The following is an 18977-nucleotide window of genomic DNA, read 5'->3' on the forward strand; positions in this document are numbered from 1 at the left end:
GTCATGACATCTCTCATTGAAAACCGTCATACCTTGTTTCTCCAACCAGGAACCTCGGCATCCAGAATCGACTCCAGGGCGCCGACCCGTTCCTGCATCTTCTCGGCACGCACCAGCAAGCCCTGCAGCTGTTCACGCTCACCATCGGCAAGACCGGCGCCAATGCGTCCCTTGGCGCGGTAGTGCAGCACCAGCCAGATGGGGGCCACCACCACCATGAAGACCACCATGGGAACCATCAATACACCCAGCAGATCTTCCATCTGTTACTCTCCCTGTTTCGGTGCCGGATTGTGCTGGCCCAGCTTCTGGCGCATGGCTTCCAGCTCGCGGCTGATCTGGTCGTCCGCTTCCAGCTCGGCAAACTGCTGGGCGAGCGCCTTGTCGGACTGCCCCAGATCGGCGCGGGCTTCCATCTCGTCGATGCGGCGCTCCATGCGCTCGAACTTGCTCACCACGGCCTGACTGTCGCCACGGGCCACCTGGCTTTGCACGTTGAGACGGCTGCTGGCGGCTTCGCTGCGAATGGCCATCGCCTTCTGGCGGGCACGGGCGTCTTCCAGCTTGGCTTCCAGCTGACGGATCTCCTCCCCCAGCTTCTCGATGCCGCTGTCCACCGCCTGCTGTTCACGAGACAGGGCGTCGGCAAGCTCCGCCTGCTTGCTCTTCTCGATGAGGGCAGCCCGGGCCAGATCTTCGCGCCCCTTGGTCAGGGCCAGCTCGGCCTTGCCCTGCCACTCGGCGACCCGCTCCTGATGGCGGCTCACCTGACGGCCGATCTCTTTTTGATTCGCGAGGAAGCGGGCCAGATTGGAGCGCTCCTTCACCAGTTCATCTTCCATCTCCTGGATGATCAGACGCACCATCTTCTGGGGATCTTCCGCCTTGTCGAGCAGGGCCGTCAGATTGGAATTGATGATGTCGGCCAGGCGAGAAAAAATGCTCATGATTGTACTCCTGTGATAGGCATCGGGTTGTGTCTCCATTGACAATGGCAACTTGTGTGCCAATCTGGAACAATATTTAACTTGTTGATTTATATGGGCACTCAGAATGCAATTCAAGTCCCGGGGAAACAAGTGATGATTAAAATAACCAACTTTTGGTAAGATTAACCAGATTTTTCAACTCACAGGGGCAGGGATGACCACGGCCACGGAAAGTCTGTTGGGTGAATCCAACGCATTTCTAGAAATCATCGAGCAGGCATCGCGCCTCGCGCCGCTGCGCAAGCCCGTACTCATCATCGGCGAGCGGGGGACCGGCAAGGAGCTCATCGCCCACCGCCTACATTATCTCTCGGATCGCTGGGATCAAAGCTTTGTCACCATCAACTGCGCCACCTTGAGCGAGAGCCTGCTGGAGACCGAGCTGTTCGGCCACGAGGCGGGCTCCTTCACTGGCGCCGCCAAGCGCCATCAGGGGCGCTTCGAGCGGGCCGACGGCGGCACCCTGTTCCTTGACGAACTGGCCACCACCAGCGCCCGGGTGCAGGAAAAACTGCTGCGGGTCATCGAGTACGGGGAGTTCGAGCGGGTGGGCGGCGCCAAGCCCCTCAAGGTGGATGTGCGGCTGGTGTGCGCCACCAACGAGGATCTGCCTGCACTGGCAGAGAAAGGACGGTTTCGTCACGACCTGCTGGACCGGCTCGCCTTCGACGTTATCACCCTGCCCCCCCTGCGGGAGCGACGCGAGGACATCCTGATGCTGGCGGAGCACTTCGCCCACGGCATGACCCGGGAGCTGGGGTATCCGCTCTTTGCCGGCTTCTCGCGCAAGGCGACCCAGCTGCTGCAAGATTACCCCTGGCCGGGCAACGTGCGGGAGCTCAAGAACGTGGTGGAGCGCAGCCTCTATCGCCAGGGCAACCCCCAGTTGCCGCTGGCGGATCTGGTGCTCAATCCCTTTGACTCCCCCTGGCGCCCCCGTGCCCGAGGTGACGCCGCCCCTTCCACCGACGCGCCGACCTCGGCAGAGACGGCCCCGACCCCGACCCTGCCGCTGGATCTCAAAGGGGCGGTGGCGGAGTACGAGATTAATTTACTCAAGCAAGCGATGCAGCAATCCCAGTATAATCAGCGCAAAGCAGCCCAGTTGCTGGCCCTGAGCTATCACCAGTTCCGGGGGATGCTGCGCAAATATCAATTGCTGGACGGGGATGACAACAGTGGCAACCAGGAGGCGGGCTGATGCCTGGCACCGGGTCTGTGCGCGCGGATAACGCGGCGCACGTCACCCCCGACGGGAGCGCCTGCCCGGTCGCCCCCCGCAACGCGCCCGCCCCCTGGCGGGCAACTTTGTCTGAAAACATGGTTCCAACATGAGAATGCTCACCCCCCTGCTGCTTGGTCTCCTGGTCCTGGTCAGCGGCTGTCAGAAACGCGATGAAGCCTCCAAAACCGGGCTCATCTATTGTGCCGAAGGGGCACCCCGAACCTTCAACCCGCAGCTTGCCAATTCGGATGCGACCCTGGATGCCAGTGCCCGTCCCATCTACGATCGCCTGCTCGAGGTCAATGCCAACACCCTCGGCATCGAAGGGGGGCTCGCCACCCGCTGGCAAAGCAGCGAGGACGGCCTCTCCTATACCCTGACCCTGCGCAAGGGAGTGACCTTCCACCGTACCCCCTGGTTCAGCCCGACCCGTCACTTCAATGCCGACGACGTCCTGTTCACCTGGCAGCGTCTGCTGGACGAACACCACCCCTTCCACGCCGTCTCCGGCGGCGAGTACCCCTATTTTCACAGCCTGGGGCTCGGCAACCTCATCAAGCGGGTCTACAAGAAGGGGCCCTATGAGGTGGTGTTCGAGCTGAACCGCCCCGATGCCTCCTTCCTCGCCACCCTGGCCAGCGACTACGCCATCGTGCTCTCCGCCGAGTACGGGGAGCAGATGCTAAGGGTCGGCACCCCGGCGCTGCTGGACAGCCGCCCCATCGGCACCGGCCCCTTCAGCTTCAAGGAGTATCGCCACAACGAGTTCGTGCGCTACCTGCGCCACCCCGGCTACTGGGGCGGCGAGGCCAGAATGGAGCAGCTCATCTACGACATCACGCCCAAGTCCTCCAAGCGCCTGGCCAAGCTGTTGACCGGCGAGTGCGACGTGATGAGCACCCCCTCAGCCAGCCAGCTGTCGGTGATAGACAAAGACTCCCACCTGGATCTGTCGGTGCAGTCGGGGATGAACGTCGCCTTCCTCGCCCTCAATACCCGCAAGGCCCCGTTCAACAAGGTGCAGGTGCGCCAGGCCCTCGCCAGCGCCATCAATGTGCAGAATCTGCTGCAGGCTGTCTATTTCGAGACCGGCCAGAGCGCTGCCAGCCTGTTGCCGCCCCTCTCCTGGGGTTACAACCCTTCCCTGCCCCAGCGCAAGCCGGATCTCAAGCTCGCTCGCCAGTTGCTCAAGGACGCGGGCTACCCCAACGGCTTCGAGATGCAGGTGCTGGTGCAACCCGGCGCCCGCCCCTACAACCCGGACGGCCTCAAGACGGCGCAACTGATGCGCAGCGATTTCGCCAAGATTGGGGTGAGCCTCAAGATAGTGCAGCAGGCCTGGCCGGTCATCGAGACCCGGCTCGCCCATGGACAATATGACAGCCTGCTTTCGGGCTGGATCGCCGACAACGCGGATCCGGACAACTTCTTCCGCCAGTTGCTGAGCTGCGCCGCCGTCGAGCGGGGCAACAACTACAGCCGCTGGTGCAGCCCCGCCTTCGATCAGCTGCTGGACGATGCGGTGACCACCCCGCAGCTCGCCTTCCGCCTGCGCAACTATTACTATGCCCAGTCCCTGCTCAACGAGCAGTTGCCGCTCATTCCCCTGGCCCATGCCCTGAGAACCCAGGTGAGTCGCAGCGACATTCAGGGGCTGACCCTGATGCCCTTTGGCGGCACAACCTTCAACCAGGCACATCGGGAGTGACCATGAAAGATAACCACTCCATCGTCGGGCCATCGGCGCACCGTCCCCAGGAGGCATAAGCATGTTTTTCTATATCCTGCGCCGCATCACCCTGCTGGTGATCACCCTCCTGGTGCTGACTCTGGGGGCCTACCTCCTGGAGTTTCGCCTCATCACCCAGGTGCTGGATTTCTGGCACGGCTATCCTGACTTCCTCCAGCGCATCGCCGCCGGGGATTTCGGGCTCTCCAGCGTCTCCGGCCAGCCGGTCCTCGACGAGATCCGTCACTACTTCCCGGCGACCCTGACCCTCTGCCTCGCCGCCTTCGCCATCTCGCTGCTGGTGGGCATCCCCCTGGGCACCCTCGCGGCCCTCTATCAGGGGCGCAGCCCGGACCTCTCCATCATGGCCGCCGGCCTCGTCGGCTATGCCATCCCGGTCTTCTGGCTGGGGCTGCTGATGGTGATGTTCTTCTCCCTGGATCTTGGCTGGCTCCCCTCCTCTGGCCAGATCAGCCTGCTCTACGACGTGCCCTCCATCACCGGGATCGCCATCGTCGATGTGTTGATGAGCCAGGAGCCCTGGCGGGAGGCGGCCCTGCACGACGCCCTGCGCCATCTGGTACTGCCTTCCCTGGTGCTGGCCGTGGTGCCCACCACCGAGGTGATCCGCCACGTGCGCAGCTCCCTCATCGACGTGATGAAACAGAACTACATCAAGGCTGCCGCCAGCCGCGGACTCTCCCGCCGCCAGATCGTCTGGCGTCACGGGCTCAAGAACGCCCTGCCCCCGGTGTTGCCGCTGCTGGGGCTGCAACTTGGCAGCGTGCTCACATCCGCCATGATCACCGAGGTGGTGTTCGACTGGCCCGGCATCGGCCGCTGGCTGGTGAGCAGCATCGCGCTGCAGGACTATGCCGCCATCCGCGGCGCCTTCCTGGTGGTGGCGAGCTTCGTCATCTTCATCAGCGTCAGCACCGATCTGCTGACCACCATCATGTATCCGGCACGGCGTAAAGAACTCTATGCAAGACAAGATTGATTGCGGTCTGTGGATGAACCACGGCGGCCCATGGGCCACCGGCGCACAGGCGTGCCCATCCCCTTGCGACCAGCACGGGAGCCTGCATCATGCACGATAAATCGAACATCTATCCGGAGCTCAAGATCCTCTCCCCCCTGGAGCAGACCTGGGCCTCCTACCGGCGCAACCCGCTGGCCATGGCGGGGCTCTGGTGCTTCGGGCTGCTGCTGCTGGTGACCCTCATCGGTCCCCTGGTGATCCCCTACGGCATCGACGATCAGCACAGCAACCACCTGCTGCTCGCCCCCTCCTGGGCCAACAGCGGCAACATCGATTACTTCCTGGGGACCGACGATCTGGGGCGCGACATCCTCTCCCGTCTGGTGGCCGGGGCCAGGCTCACCTTCGGCAACGCCCTGCTGGTGGTGCTCATCGCGCTGGTCATCGGCTCGGCCATCGGCATCCTCGGCGGCATGAGCAAGGGGGTGAAGTCGAGCGTGCTCCATCACCTGCTCGATACCCTGCTCTCCATCCCGTCCCTGCTGCTGGCCATCATCGTCGTGGCCATCCTGGGGCCGGGTCTGTTCAACACCCTGATCGCCATCACGCTCGCGTTGATACCGCCTTTCATCCGGGCCACCTACAACGCGGTCCACGCCGAGATGCAGAAGGAGTACATCATCGCAAGCCGCCTCGACGGCTCTCCGCCCCAGCGGATCATGCGTCTGGCCATCTTGCCGAACATCGTCGAGACCCTGGTGACCCAGACCACCCGCACCCTCTCCGCCGCCATCCTGGACATCTCGGCGGTGGGCTTCCTCGGTCTCGGGGCCCAGTCTCCCCAGCCGGAGTGGGGTGCCATGCTGGCCGATTCGAGCGATCTTATCTATCTGGCCCCCTGGACGGTGACCCTGCCCGGGATGGCCATCCTGTTCAGCGTGCTGGTGACCAACCTGGTGGGCGAAGGCATTCGCGAAGCACTCAAAGAGGGGAACGACTGATGTTGCCAGCCTTGTTATCTATCCCCGCCCCCGGACGCCCTGAGCGACCCGGCTGCGCCCTGAACGGGAGACATTGCTGATGCCCCTGCTCGACATACGCAACCTCACCATCGAAATCGACACTCCCCAGGGCAAGGTCAAGGCGGTGGACAGAGTCAGCCTGACCCTGAACGAGGGGGAGATCCGCGGGCTGGTGGGGGAATCCGGCTCGGGCAAGAGCCTGGTGGCCAAGGTGATCGTCGGCATCCAGAAGGACAACTGGACGGTGCGCGCCGACCGGATGCGCTTCAACGACATGGACCTGCTGACCATGGCGCCCAAGGAACGACGCCGCATCATGGGGCGGGAGATAGCGATGATCTTCCAGGACCCCATCAGCTGCCTCGACCCCTCCGAGGAGATAGGCACCCAGCTCGAAGAGGCCATCCCCACCAGCGCCTTCACCGGCAAGTTCTGGCAGCGTTTCCAGTGGCGCAAGAAGCGGGCCATCGCCCTGCTGCACCGGGTCGGGGTCAAGGATCACCGCAAGGTGATGCGGGCCTATCCCCACGAGCTGTCGGACGGCATGTGCCAGAAGGTGATGATCGCCATGGCCATCGCCAACCAGCCGCGCCTGCTGGTGGCGGACGAGCCCACCAGCGCCATGGAGTCCACCACCCACTCCCAGATCCTGCGGTTGCTGGACAAGATGAACAAGCTGGGCAATACCACCATCCTCATCATCAGCAACGACATCGCCGCCATCGCGAACCTGACCGACACCCTCAACATCATGTATTGCGGCCAGATGGTGGAAGTGGGGACCCGGGACCAGATCCTGGAATCCCCTCACCACCCCTATACGGATGCCCTGCTCAAGTCCATCCCGGACTTTGACAAGCTGGTGCGCCACAAGTCCCGGCTCGAGACCCTGCCCGGGGTGATACCGCCGCTGCAGCATCTGCCCATCGGCTGCCGCCTCGGCCCACGCTGCCCCTACGCCCAGAAGCAGTGCGTGCAGACGCCGCTGATGAGCAAGGTCAAGGGGCATCAGTTCAGTTGCCACTTCCCGCTCAACATGGAAGAACCGAAGAAATGAACCGGCACCAGACCCTGATCCGGGGCACCTGCCCGCCCCGTCAGCCCCTCTATCCGGCGAGCACACCCAAGGAGACCACGTCGTGACCGAACCTTCCCTGTTGCAGGTCAGGGGCCTGTGCAAGACCTACCAGAACCGCACCGGCCTGTTCAGGCGCCGCGCGGTGGAGGCGATAAAGCCCCTCTCGTTCGATCTCGAGGTGGGCCAGACCCTGGCCATCGTCGGGGAGGCGGGCTCGGGCAAGAGCACCCTGGCCCGCATTCTGGCGGGCATGATTGAACCGAGTGGCGGGGAGATCGCCATCGAGGGGCAACCCATGGTCCACGGCGATTACCAGACACGCTGCAAGCTGCTGCGGATGATCTTCCAGGACCCCAACACCTCCCTTAACCGGAAAATCCGGGTCGGCCAGATCCTGGAGACCCCCCTTCGCCTCAACACGGCCCTGAGCGAGGAGGAGCGCCGGGAGAAGGTGATCCAGACCCTGCGCATGGTGGGCATGCTGCCCGACCACGCCCTCTTCTATCCCCAGATGCTCTCCGCCGGCCAGCAGCAGCGGGTGGGGCTGGCACGGGCGCTCATCCTCAATCCCAAGATAGTGGTGGCGGACGAGGCGCTCTCGACCCTGGATATTTCGGTACGCTCCCAGATCATCAACCTGCTGCTGGAGATGCAGGAGACCATGGGGCTGAGCTATGTGCTGGTGGCCAACGATCTGGGGATCGTCAGCCACATCAGCGACGAGGTGCTGGTGATGCACGAAGGGCGTGTGGTGGAGCGCGGCAAGACCTTGCGGGTCTTCGCCGACCCCCAGCACGACGTCACCCGCCGCCTCATTCAGAACTACAACAACGAATACCGCCGCTGATCCCGCGGCGCGTTTTCCCTTGCGCCAGACATAAAAAAACCCGGCCTGATGTCTCATCAGTCGCCGGGGGATTGCGCTCAAAAAGTGATTGCGTCGCTCGTAGTAGGAACAGGGGAATGGTAGGCAGCCCCCGTCACCTCAACAACTGTCAGATCTGACAGGCAGTCCGCTATGGAACCGGAATTGCGGATCCGGCGAACAGATGAGCTCGGCCTCCAGGCGACCGAAGAAGGCCACCCGCTCGCTGATGTCTTCGTCTGCGAACGTCTGTGCCAGGGCCAGGTAGTCCTGATAGTGACGCGCCTCCGAGCGCAGCAGGGAGACATAGAAGCGGCCAAGCTCCTCGTCCAGATGAGGGGCCAGCCTGGCAAAACGCTCGCAGGATCGCGCTTCGATATAGGCACCGATGATCATCTTGTCCACCACGGCCGCCGGCTCGTAGGTGCGCACATGAGTCAGCAGGCTGCGGGCATAGCGGGAGGCGGTGACGGGACCATAGGGGATGCCCCGTGCGGCCATGATCTCCAGCACCTGCTCGAAGTGATGCAGCTCCTCCTGGATGAGGCGCACCATGGGGAACAGCAGGGGATTGCGCTCCAGCTCGGCAAACACGCTCCTGTCTGATTCGCCCATGGTGCGCTTGCCGAGGATCTCCGCCTTCTCCGGCAAGGCATCGAGCTCCCGGTAGAAGGTCAGCTTGGGCAGCAGGTGACGCTTCTCCTTGGGCAGGCAGTAGCGGCGCACCAGGCTGTGGGCGGTGAGTGCCGCCTTGTTCTCGCAGTTGGCGTGATCGATAAGCAGGGTCGGCAACTGGGCGGGATCCCGCGCCATTTCCACCCACTCATCCGGGGTCTCGCAATGCAGGAACTGGCGAACGGGGGCTAACAGGTCATCCATCTGAACTCTCATCTGTTGATACGACACGCGGCGCCTGGCGCCGGGGGGCCTATGCTAACGGATCCCGCCCGGCCTGCCCACCGCCATCATGGCTCAGCCCGTCAGACGCCTGAGGGAGTCGCGGCGGATCAGGGTGCCGCTGAAGGCGGGCAGTGCGTCCCGGCTCCCCTCCTCCACCATGGTGATCAGGCGGTTGATGGTCTCCTGGATCATCCCGTTCACCGGCATCTTGACGCTCGACAGCGCGGGAATGACGTAAGGGGCCAGGGGGATGTTGTCAAACCCCACCACCGAGACCTCGTCAGGCACCATCACACCGGCTTCGTGCAGCCGTTTGATGGCCCCGATCGCCATGTCATCGTTGCTGGCTACCAAGGCGCTGAAGCGAGCGCCTCGCGCCAGCAAGGTCGAGACGGCGGCCGCGCCACAGGCGGGGGTCCATTTGCCGGGGGCGATCAAGGTCTCCTGCACGGGGATGCCGTGCCGGATCAGCGCCTGCCGATAACCGGCCAGGCGCTCGGCGCCGGTGGGGGAATCCGCAGAGCCTGCGATGAAGGCGATCTCCCTGTGCCCCATGGCCACCAGCTTGTCCACCACCGCCTCCGCCGCCGCCTGCTGGTCCGCATAGACGCAGTGGGCCGGATGGCGGCTCAGACGCCGGTTGAGCACCATGATGGGCTGCTCATGCTGCTCGATGATCTCGTCCATCTCCTCCACCCCAAGAAAGCGCGGATAGATGATGACGCCATCGCAACGGGAATCGAGCAGATACTGGATGGCCTGGCGCTCCTCGTCGGCGCTGTGCTTGCCGTCCGCCAGTATGAGCTGGCGGCCCCGATCCTCGGTCATCCGCGCCACCTGGGAGAGCAGCTCGCCGAAGTAGACGCCGTGGTAGAGGGTGTTGGTGACCACCAGTCCCAGGGTCCGGGTGTGCCTGGTCGCCAGCTGCCTCGCCACCAGGTTGGGGCGATAGCCGCACTCCTCGATGGCCTGCTGCACCCGGTCCCGGGTCTCCTGGCTGGTGTAACCATTGCCCGACAACACCCGGGAGACCGTCGCCTTCGACACCCCTGCCCGCCTTGCCACCTCCAGCATCGTCGTCATTGTGTTCTCCCTTGCTCGTAACGGGGCGCAGTGTACTGCACCGCCCCCGGCTTGTCGTCGCACGAATGGCGTGCAGGCCCGGGTTCAGTGATCCCATTCACGGATCCGGACGCTCGCTGCACAAGATGCTTGTCTCCCGCGCTCAGGCCGCGCACTCTATGTGGAACCGGTTCCACATTCGGTTTCATGCGCGTTCCCGCCCTTCGCGGCGGCGGGGGCGAGCAGGCCCACTTGGTGAAAAGGATCTACCTCGATGTCAAAAAACTATGCGGCTCTGGCCGGTACCGTCATCACCGCACTCGGCGGCGCCGACAACGTCGTCGCCGTGACCCACTGCATGACGCGGCTGCGCTTTGTGCTGGGCGATCCCGCCCGGGTCAATGGCCCTGCCCTCAAGGCCATCCCTGGCGTGCTCGGGGTGGTGCAGGCGGACAACCAGTGTCAGGTGATCATCGGCAACACCGTCTCCCACGCCTATCGCGAGGTGCTGGCCCTGCTGCCCCAGGGCGGTGGGCAGACTCCGCTTCCGGAGGCTTCCGCTGGCTGGAGCCTGCGCCGCATGGGCGCCGCCATCCTCGACGCCCTGATCGGCACCATGTCCCCCCTCATCCCGGCCATCATCGGCGGCTCCATGCTCAAGCTGCTGGCCATGGTGCTGGAGATGACCGGCGTGCTGGAGAAAGGCTCCTCGACCCTCACCATCCTCACGGTAGCCGGGGATGGGGCCTTCTTCTTCCTGCCCCTGATGGTGGCCGCCTCCGCCGCCGTCAAGTTCAAGACCAACATGTCCCTGGCCATCGCCATCGCTGGCGTGCTGGTGCACCCCAGCTTCATCGAGCTGATGGCCAGAGCCGCCGAGGGGGAGCAGGTGACCTTCGCCCTGGTCCCGGTGACCGCGGTCAAATACACCTACACCGTCATTCCGGCGCTGGTGATGACCTGGTGCCTCTCCTACATCGAGGGCTGGGTCGACCGCATCACTCCGGCGGTCACCAAGAACTTCCTCAAACCCATGCTGATCGTGCTGATCGCGGCGCCCCTCGCCATCCTCTTCATCGGCCCCGTCGGCATCTGGATTGGCACCGCCATCTCCGGCCTGGTCTACACGGTCCACGACTACCTGGGCTGGCTGTCGGTGGCCATCATGGGGGCGCTCTGGCCCCTGCTGGTGATGACCGGCATGCACCGCGTCTTCACCCCGACCATCATCCAGACCATCGCCGAGACCGGCAAGGAAGGCATGGTGATGCCCTCCGAAATCGGCGCCAATCTCTCTCTTGGCGGCTCGTCCCTGGCGGTGGCCTGGCGCACCCGAAACCCGGAACTGCGCCAGACGGCGCTCGCGGCGGCCGCCTCCGCCATCATGGCGGGGATCTCCGAACCCGCGCTCTACGGTGTGGCCCTGCGCCTCAAGCGTCCGCTCATCGCGAGCCTCATCAGCGGCTTTGTCTGCGGTGCCGTCGCCGGCATGGCGGGGCTCGCCAGCCACTCCATGGCCGCCCCCGGGCTCTTTACCAGCGTGCAGTTCTTCGATCCGGCCAACCCCATGACCATCGCCTGGGTGTTCGGCGTGATGGCCCTCTCGGTGGTGCTCTCCTTCGTGCTGACCCTGGTGATGGGGTTCGAGGACATCCCGGTCGAGAGCCCGGCCCCCCGCGCCGAGCCCGTGCAACCCGTCGCCACCAGCCAGGCGCAGGCCGGACTGTGACACCCCATTCAGACATGACAAGAGGTAACAGATGTCGTTAACAAGATTTCCCGAGGGCTTTCTCTGGGGCGGTGCCCTGGCCGCCAATCAGGCGGAGGGCGGCTATCTCGAGGGGGGCAAGGGGCTGACCACGGTGGACATGATCCCCCATGGCCCGCGCCGCATGGCGGTCAAACTCGGCCAGGAGAAGCGCATCACCCTGCAAGATGACGAGTTCTACCCAAGCCACGGGGCCATCGACTTCTATCACCGCTATCGGGAGGACATCGCCCTGATGGCCGAGATGGGCTTCACCGTGTTTCGCACCTCCATCGCCTGGGCCCGTCTCTACCCCAGGGGGGACGAGCGCGAGCCCAATGCCGAGGGCATCGCCTTCTACCGTGCGGTGTTCGAGGAGTGCAGAAAGTACAACATCGAGCCCCTGGTGACCCTGTGCCACTTCGATGTGCCCATGCACCTGGTGACCGAGTACGGCTCCTGGCGCAACCGCCAGATGGTGGAGTTTTTCACCCGCTACGCCCGCACCTGCTTCGAGCAGTTCGACGGCCTGGTGAAGTACTGGCTCACCTTCAACGAGATCAACATCCTGCTGCACAGCCCCTTCTCCGGGGCGGGGCTGGTGTTCGAGCAAGGGGAACACCAGGATCAGGTGAAGTATCAGGCCGCCCACCACGAGCTGGTGGCCAGCGCCCTGGCAACCCGGATCGCCCACGAGGTGAACCCGACCAACCAGGTGGGCTGCATGCTGGCGGGGGGCAACTTCTACCCCTACTCCTGCAAGCCCGCCGACGTCTGGACCGCCCTCCAGAAAGATCGGGAGAACCTCCTCTTCATCGACGTGCAGGCCAGGGGCGCCTATCCGGCCTATGCGCAGAGGGTGTTTCGTGACAAGGGGATCACCCTGGTGAAGGGGCCGGAAGATGACGAGATCCTCAGGCACACCGTGGATTTCGTCTCCTTCAGCTACTACGCCTCCCGCTGCGCCGCCGCCGACATGAATGCGGGCAACACCAGCGAGGCCAACGTGGTCAAGTCCCTGCGCAATCCCCACATCGAGGTGAGCGAGTGGGGCTGGGGCATCGATCCCCTGGGCCTTCGCATCACCCTCAACACCTTGCACGATCGCTACCAGAAGCCCCTCTTCCTGGTGGAAAACGGCCTGGGGGCGGTGGACGAAATGAACGAGCAAGGGGAGACAGAGGACGACTACCGCATCGACTACCTGCGCGCCCACATCGAGGCCATGGGGGATGCCATCGAGGACGGCGTGCCCCTGATGGGGTACACCAGCTGGGGCTGCATCGATCTCGTCTCCGCCTCCACCGGCGAGATGAGCAAGCGCTATGGCTTCGTCCACGTGGACCGGGACGACGCCGGCCATGGCACCCTGGCCCGCCGGCGCAAGAAGTCGTTCTGGTGGTACAAGAAGGTGATCGCGAGCAACGGGGAGGATCTGGCCTGAGGCCCCCTCAGTTTCGCCGCAAGGCGCATCCATGCAACAGGGGGGCCGAGGCCCCCCTGTTGTTCATCACGCTGGCAATCTGAAAACGTTTAACTGCCTTCGTTGAAGATCTCGAGGTTGCTGGTCCCTTCCTGCCACTCGCGCACGGCCTTGTTGTCGTCGCTGCGCAGGGCATTGAGGTGGTCCAGATAACCCTGATCCACGTCGGAGGTCACATAGTGACCGTTGAAGACCGAGGTCTCGAAGTGGCGCAGCTCGGGGTTGATCTCCCGCACCGCCTCTTCCAGATCTTCCAGATCCTGGAAGATGAGGCCGTCAGCACCGATAAGCTTGCACACCTCTTCCACTTCACGGCCATGGGCAATGAGCTCGTTGGCGGTGGGCATGTCGATGCCGTAGACGTTGGGGAAGCGAATTTCCGGTGCGGCCGAGGCGAAGTAGACCTTGGCGGCCCCCGCTTCACGGGCCATCTGGATGATCTGCTCGGAGGTGGTGCCCCGCACGATGGAGTCGTCCACCAGCAACACCTTCTTGCCCTTGAATTCGGAGCTGATGGCGTTGAGCTTGCGGCGCACCGACTTCTTGCGCTGGGTCTGGCCCGGCATGATGAAGGTACGGCCGATGTAGCGGTTCTTCACGAAGCCCTGACGGTACGGCAGATCCAGGGTGTGGGCGATTTCCAGCGCCACGTCGCAGGAGGTCTCGGGGATGGGGATGACCACGTCCACGTCGAGATCGTCCCACTCCCGTGCGATCTTCTGGCCCAGCTTGCGACCCATGTTGAGGCGGGCGGCATAGACGGAGACCTTGTCGATGAAGGAGTCGGGACGGGCGAAGTAGACGTATTCGAAGATGCAGGGGTTCATCTGCGGGTTCTCCGCACACTGCTCGGAGAAGAGCTGGCCCTGCTCGGTGATGTAGATGGCCTCGCCCGGGGCGACGTCACGCACCGTCTCGAAGCCGATGGCGTCGAGGGCCACGCTCTCGGAGGCGAGCATGTACTCCACCTGCCCCTGCTCGTCGACCCGGCGACCCAGGATCAGCGGGCGAATGCCGTTGGGGTCGCGAAAGCCGATGAGGCCGTGGCCGATCACCAGAGAGACCACGGCATACGCGCCGCGGATCTGCTGGTGCACCTTGCGCACCGCCGAGAAGATATCTTCCGGGCGCAGCGCCATCTTGTCGCACAAGTCCAGCTCGTGGGCCAGCACGTTCAACAGCACTTCGGAGTCCGAGGTGGTATTGATGTGGCGGCGGGCCACCTTGAACTGCTGCTCCTTGAGCTCCTTGGCGTTGGTGAGGTTGCCGTTGTGGGCCAGCACCATGCCGTAGGGGGAGTTCACGTAAAACGGCTGCGCCTCTGCCGCACTGGAGCTGCCTGCGGTGGGATAACGGACGTGTCCGATGCCGATATTCCCTTTCAGGCGCTGCATGTGGCGCACTTCAAACACATCCTTCACCAGACCGTTGGCCTTGCGTTGCCGGAAGTTTCCACTGTCAATGGTCACGATCCCGGCGGCATCCTGTCCCCTGTGCTGCAACACCGTCAAGGCGTCGTAGAGGGCCTGATTGACGGGGGTGGTGCCAACTATACCGACAATACCGCACATGTCTTTGCTACCTCGAAGTCACTGTACCTGTTGAAGAAAACTGGACGAGTTCATCATGAACCCGAAAAACCACTGGATCACCGGCTTGAACTCCGGCACCAGCCTGGACGCCACCCACCAGTCGCTCTGGGAGAGGCTGGTGAAGGTATCCATGAAAAACAGCAGGGCGCTGACGATCAGCACCCCGCGAATGGCGCCAAAACAGACCCCGAGCACCCTGTCGGTGCCGGAAAGCCCGGTCTTTTCCACCAGCAGGCCCACCACGTAGTTCACCACGCTGCCGAGGATCAGGGTCGCCACGAACAGGGCGGCGATGGCCAGACCGTTGCGAACCATGGCATCGGAGAAAGAGGTGAAATAGACGGCGAGATCGGGATAGAAATGGCTGGCAATGAAAAAGGCGACGAACCAGGTGACCAGAGACATGGCCTCCTTGAGAAAGCCGCGCACCAGGCTGATGAGGGCGGAGAAACCGACGATGCCGATGATGGCGTAATCAATCCAGACCATAGAAAAAGATGTCCTGCGAAATTGCGGCGCAGTCTAACAAAAACGATTGCGCAATGCTTGATAAAATTGTGTTACAGGCCCGAAGGGAGCTATCCCTTCCCCTTGCGGCGGGTTTCCCGGGCCCAGAATGCACAACGCCATGGCATGCCATGGCGTTGTCGTCTGCAACGAGCGCTTACCCGATGTGGGTCAGGCCGCCCATGTAGGGTTGCAGCGCAGCCGGGATGGCGATGCGGCCATCTGCCTGCTGGTAGTTCTCGAGCACGGCCACCAGGGTACGACCCACCGCCAGACCGGAACCATTCAGGGTGTGAATGAGCTGCGGCTTGCCGTCGATACGCACGCGAGCCTGCATGCGGCGCGCCTGGAAGTCGGTGCAGTTGGAGACGGAGGAGATCTCGCGATAGGTGTTCTGGGCCGGCAGCCACACTTCCAGATCGTAGGTCTTGGCGGCGCAGAAGCCCATGTCACCGGTGGAAAGCGCCATCACGCGATACGGCAGCTCCAGCAGTTGCAGCACCTTCTCGGCGTGACCCACCATCTCTTCCAGGGCATCCCAGGATTTTTCCGGGTGCACCAGTTGCACCATCTCGACCTTGTCGAACTGGTGCATGCGGATGAGGCCACGGGTATCACGACCGTAGGAGCCCGCTTCGGAGCGGAAGCAGGGGCTGTGGGCGGTCATCTTGATGGGCAGCTCCTGCTCGTCGAAGATCTCGTCACGGGCCATGTTGGTGAGCGGCACTTCGGAGGTCGGGATGAGGGAGAACTTGCGCACCTTGCCTTCGTCTTCCCCTTCCCCTTCGATGCCGGTATTGAAGAGGTCCTGGGAGAACTTGGGCAGCTGGCCGGTACCGTACAGGCTGTCCGGGTTGACCAGATAGGGCACGTAGCACTCGGTGTAGCCGTGCTGCAGGGTGTGCAGGTCCAGCATGAACTGGGCCAGGGCGCGGTGCAGACGGGCAATCTGGCCCTTCATCACCACGAAACGGGCGCCGGAGAGCTTGACGCCGTTCTTGAAGTCGACCCCCTTGGCCGCCTCACCCAGATCGATGTGATCGCGCACCGGGAAATCGAACTCACGCGGGGTACCCCAGCGGCGGACCTCCACGTTGTCGTTCTCGTCACGGCCCACCGGGGTGGTCTCGCTCGGCAGGTTGGGGATGGCGTCGGCGATCCCCTTGAGCTGGGCCAGCAGGGCCTCCAGCTCGACCTTGCTGGTCTCGAGCTCGTCGTTGATCTTGGTCACCTCGGCCTTGAGGGGGGCAACATCTTCACCACGACGGGCAGCCTCACCGATGGACTTGGAGCGGGCGTTGCGCTCGGCCTGCAGCTCCTGGGTGCGGGACTGCAGATCCTTGCGTTTCTCTTCCAGAACATTGACCGCCGCTACGTCCAGAACGTAGCCACGTGTCGCCAGACGAGCGGCAGCTTCGGTGATGTCGCTGCGCAGATATTTGGGATCCAGCATGGTTTACCTACTTTTTTTAATGGGATCTGGGCCCGGGTCATCGTGACCGGGTTGGGAAACAGATCCGGAAGTTAACATCGGTTGGCGCACCCCTTTGCCTTCGGAATCGGGCCTTCGAAATCAAGAAGATGGTGCAAGGCCAAGACAACCGGGGTCAGACGGGCAGTGTAGCAGACCGCCCCCCCGCCCGAACAGGGACTATTGCGCCCGTTTTTTCCGTGCCCCCCTCCCCTGATGCCCTTGCCGTGCGCTTTCCCGGCAAGGGGCTTGAAGGTCTTTCCTATCGCTTGCGCGGGCTCTGCTTGTCCAGCTCGTGCAGATAGTCGAGCTTCTGGGCTATCTGCTTTTCAAGGCCTCGCTCGGTGGGCTGATAGTACTGCTTGCCGGCAAGCTCCGGGGGGAAGTACTGCTCGCCGGCGGCATAGGCCCCCGGCTCGTCGTGGGCGTAGCGATACTCGGCGCCGTAGCCCAGCTCGCTCATGAGCTTGGTCGGGGCATTGCGAAGGTGCGGTGGCACCTCGAAGTCCGGCAGGTTCTTGGCGTCGTGAAGCGCCGCCTTCCAGGCGGTGTAGACCGCATTGCTCTTGGGGGCGCAGGCGAGGTAGACGATGGCCTGGGCGATGGCCCGCTCCCCTTCCGCCGGACCGATGCGATGGAAGCAGTCCCAGGCCGAGAGCGCCACCTGCATGGCACGGGGATCGGCGTTGCCCACGTCTTCCGAGGCAATGGCCAGCAAGCGGCGGGCGATGTAGAGGGGATCGCAGCCGGCGCTCACCATGCGGGCATACCAGTAGAGGGCCGCATCCGGCGCCGAGCCGCGAATGGACTTGTGCACCGCCGAGATGAGGTCGTAGAAGTGATCGCCGCCCTTGTCGAAACGGGCCACGTGCTCCCCCACCACGGCGGCGAGCAGGGTACTGTCGATCACCCGCGCCCCTGAGCTGTCGGCCTCGGCCATGTCGGCCAGGAGCTCCAGGTAGTTAAGAGACTTGCGCCCGTCCCCGTCCACCGCTTTCGCCAGCGCCTCCTTGGCCCCGGGGGCAAAGCGCAGGCTAGGGTCATTGAGGCCGCGCGGATCCTGCATCGCCTGATCGATCATGGCGAGGATGTCCTGCTCCTCCAGCCTCTTGAGCAGATAGACCCGGGCCCGGGAGAGCAGCGCGTTGTTGAGCTCGAACGAGGGGTTCTCGGTGGTGGCGCCGATGAAGGTGATGGTGCCGTCTTCGATGTGGGGCAGGAAGACATCCTGCTGGCTCTTGTTGAAGCGGTGGACTTCATCCACGAACAGGATGGTGCGCACCCCGCGCCAGCCGTTCTCCTTCGCCTTGTCGAGGGCGGCGCGGATCTCCTTGATGCCGGAGGTGACCGCCGAGAGCCGCTCCACCTCCGCCTGGCAGTAGTGGGCAACCAGTTCTGCCAGCGTGGTCTTGCCGGTACCGGGGGGCCCCCAGAGGATCATGGAGTGGCAGTGCCCCGCCAGGATCGCTTTTCGCAGGGGCTTGTCCGGCCCCAGGATATGCTGCTGGCCGATGTACTGCTCGAGGATTTGCGGCCGCATCCGGGCCGCCAGCGGACGAAAGTCCGAGGAGAAATCCAGGGATAAATTGCTCATCTGCATTGACCTTGCAGCTGACCGGTCGTCCATGACGCCCGGTCAGACGATAACGCCGGTAACGGCTGGCTCATCAACGCTGGTCGTCCAGCTCGACCCCCTTCGGGATCTTGAAGACAAATTCGTTGCCCTTGAGCACCGGCTTGCGGTTGAAGCTGCTCAGAGTGAACTCGCTCCACTGCCCTTGCGCCTCTTTCACGTCGAAGCGACTGATGTTGTTCTGACGGTCGAAGGTGATGCGAAAGGAGGCGATCAGCTCGTCCTTGTTGCGGCTGGTGACGGTATAGACATCCCCTTCCTGGGTCACGTCATAGTTCTTCCAGAGGCTGTTGTCGTTGCCCGCGATGAGCACGAAGGGGGTGTTGAGCACCGCATCCTTCATCTTGAGAGCGGTGACCTGCTCGACGAAGGGGTCGTACACCCACACATCCTTGCCATCGGCCACGATCAGGCTCTCGTCCGGGGAGGTAGTGTGCCAGTTGAAGCGGTTGGGTCGCTGCACCAGCAGGGAGCCGCTCGCCTTTTGCAGCTCCTTGCCCTTGCTGTCATAAACGGTCTGGGCAAATGTCGCGGAGAAGACATTGACGGAGGAGAGCTTCTCCTTGAGATCACTGGCCGCATCGGCCCACACCTGGCTGCTGGCGACCAGCAGAATGGAACCCATCAACAGTTGTTTTTTCATCAGGCTCTTCATAGGGAGGTTCTCGATAAAAGGCCACGCCCGCAGAGGG

Annotated in this window: 17 protein-coding genes; 8 read left to right on the forward strand and 9 right to left on the reverse strand. The window is 63.4% G+C overall.

Annotated elements, in window-relative coordinates; genetic code table 11:
- Positions 1-26: 26 nt before the first annotated feature.
- Complete coding sequence (gene pspB, locus HKD46_RS01340; protein ID WP_005300084.1) at positions 27-263, reverse strand: envelope stress response membrane protein PspB; 237 nt, start codon at positions 261-263, stop codon at positions 27-29.
- 3 nt (positions 264-266) lie between these two features.
- The gene (gene pspA, locus HKD46_RS01345; protein ID WP_010674534.1) at positions 267-947 is read right to left on the reverse strand and encodes a phage shock protein PspA; all 681 of its coding nucleotides are present in this window, start codon (positions 945-947) and stop codon (positions 267-269) included.
- Positions 948-1143: 196 nt separating this feature from the next.
- Between pspA and pspF the strand changes: the two genes are divergently transcribed.
- From pspF to HKD46_RS01375, 6 genes are all read left to right on the forward strand, one after another.
- On the forward strand, positions 1144-2190 hold the full coding sequence (pspF, locus tag HKD46_RS01350; RefSeq protein WP_171864790.1) for a phage shock protein operon transcriptional activator: 1047 nt from the start codon (positions 1144-1146) through the stop codon (positions 2188-2190).
- 136 nt (positions 2191-2326) lie between these two features.
- A complete protein-coding gene (sapA, locus tag HKD46_RS01355) occupies positions 2327-3922 on the forward strand; it encodes an ABC transporter substrate-binding protein SapA (protein WP_171864839.1) in 1596 nt (531 codons plus the stop codon).
- 61 nt (positions 3923-3983) lie between these two features.
- Complete coding sequence (locus HKD46_RS01360) at positions 3984-4943, forward strand: ABC transporter permease subunit (protein ID WP_010674531.1); 960 nt, start codon at positions 3984-3986, stop codon at positions 4941-4943.
- An 89-nt stretch (positions 4944-5032) separates the two neighbouring features.
- Positions 5033-5926, forward strand: coding sequence for an ABC transporter permease subunit (locus HKD46_RS01365; RefSeq protein WP_010674530.1), 894 nt, complete (start codon positions 5033-5035; stop codon positions 5924-5926).
- Positions 5927-6005: 79 nt separating this feature from the next.
- Positions 6006-7004 (forward strand): oligopeptide/dipeptide ABC transporter ATP-binding protein, encoded by a 999-nt coding sequence (locus HKD46_RS01370; RefSeq protein ID WP_010674529.1) that lies wholly within the window; start codon positions 6006-6008, stop codon positions 7002-7004.
- Between the two features lie 82 nt (positions 7005-7086).
- The gene (locus HKD46_RS01375) at positions 7087-7872 is read left to right on the forward strand and encodes an ATP-binding cassette domain-containing protein (protein WP_039039015.1); all 786 of its coding nucleotides are present in this window, start codon (positions 7087-7089) and stop codon (positions 7870-7872) included.
- A gap of 138 nt (positions 7873-8010) precedes the next feature.
- Here HKD46_RS01375 and miaE read toward each other — a convergent pair whose 3' ends face one another.
- Positions 8011-8769: a tRNA isopentenyl-2-thiomethyl-A-37 hydroxylase MiaE gene (miaE, locus tag HKD46_RS01380; RefSeq protein ID WP_042016277.1), complete on the reverse strand. Its 759-nt coding sequence runs from the start codon at positions 8767-8769 to the stop codon at positions 8011-8013.
- A 93-nt stretch (positions 8770-8862) separates the two neighbouring features.
- Entirely contained in the window at positions 8863-9873 is a 1011-nt protein-coding gene (locus tag HKD46_RS01385) for a LacI family DNA-binding transcriptional regulator (protein ID WP_171864791.1), read from the reverse strand.
- A gap of 253 nt (positions 9874-10126) precedes the next feature.
- Here HKD46_RS01385 and ascF point away from each other — a divergent pair, with 253 nt between their 5' ends.
- Positions 10127-11581 (forward strand): PTS cellobiose/arbutin/salicin transporter subunit IIBC, encoded by a 1455-nt coding sequence (gene ascF / locus HKD46_RS01390; protein WP_171864792.1) that lies wholly within the window; start codon positions 10127-10129, stop codon positions 11579-11581.
- A gap of 31 nt (positions 11582-11612) precedes the next feature.
- Positions 11613-13043, forward strand: coding sequence for a 6-phospho-beta-glucosidase (locus HKD46_RS01395; RefSeq protein ID WP_171864793.1), 1431 nt, complete (start codon positions 11613-11615; stop codon positions 13041-13043).
- An 89-nt stretch (positions 13044-13132) separates the two neighbouring features.
- Here HKD46_RS01395 and purF read toward each other — a convergent pair whose 3' ends face one another.
- The 5 genes from purF to lolA form a co-directional block, all read right to left on the reverse strand.
- On the reverse strand, positions 13133-14653 hold the full coding sequence (gene purF / locus HKD46_RS01400) for an amidophosphoribosyltransferase (RefSeq protein ID WP_171864794.1): 1521 nt from the start codon (positions 14651-14653) through the stop codon (positions 13133-13135).
- A gap of 18 nt (positions 14654-14671) precedes the next feature.
- Entirely contained in the window at positions 14672-15163 is a 492-nt protein-coding gene (locus HKD46_RS01405; RefSeq protein ID WP_010674522.1) for a CvpA family protein, read from the reverse strand.
- Positions 15164-15338: 175 nt separating this feature from the next.
- The gene (gene serS, locus HKD46_RS01410) at positions 15339-16634 is read right to left on the reverse strand and encodes a serine--tRNA ligase (protein WP_171864795.1); all 1296 of its coding nucleotides are present in this window, start codon (positions 16632-16634) and stop codon (positions 15339-15341) included.
- A 280-nt stretch (positions 16635-16914) separates the two neighbouring features.
- Positions 16915-18252, reverse strand: a complete 1338-nt coding sequence (locus HKD46_RS01415; protein WP_272954092.1) for a replication-associated recombination protein A — start codon at positions 18250-18252, stop codon at positions 16915-16917.
- A gap of 67 nt (positions 18253-18319) precedes the next feature.
- A complete protein-coding gene (gene lolA, locus HKD46_RS01420; protein ID WP_039039163.1) occupies positions 18320-18928 on the reverse strand; it encodes an outer membrane lipoprotein chaperone LolA in 609 nt (202 codons plus the stop codon).
- Positions 18929-18977: the final 49 nt, after the last annotated feature.

The sequence above is a fragment of the Aeromonas sp. TW 6 genome, assembly GCF_013168745.1.
GTDB classification, from domain to species: domain Bacteria; phylum Pseudomonadota; class Gammaproteobacteria; order Enterobacterales; family Aeromonadaceae; genus Aeromonas; species Aeromonas caviae.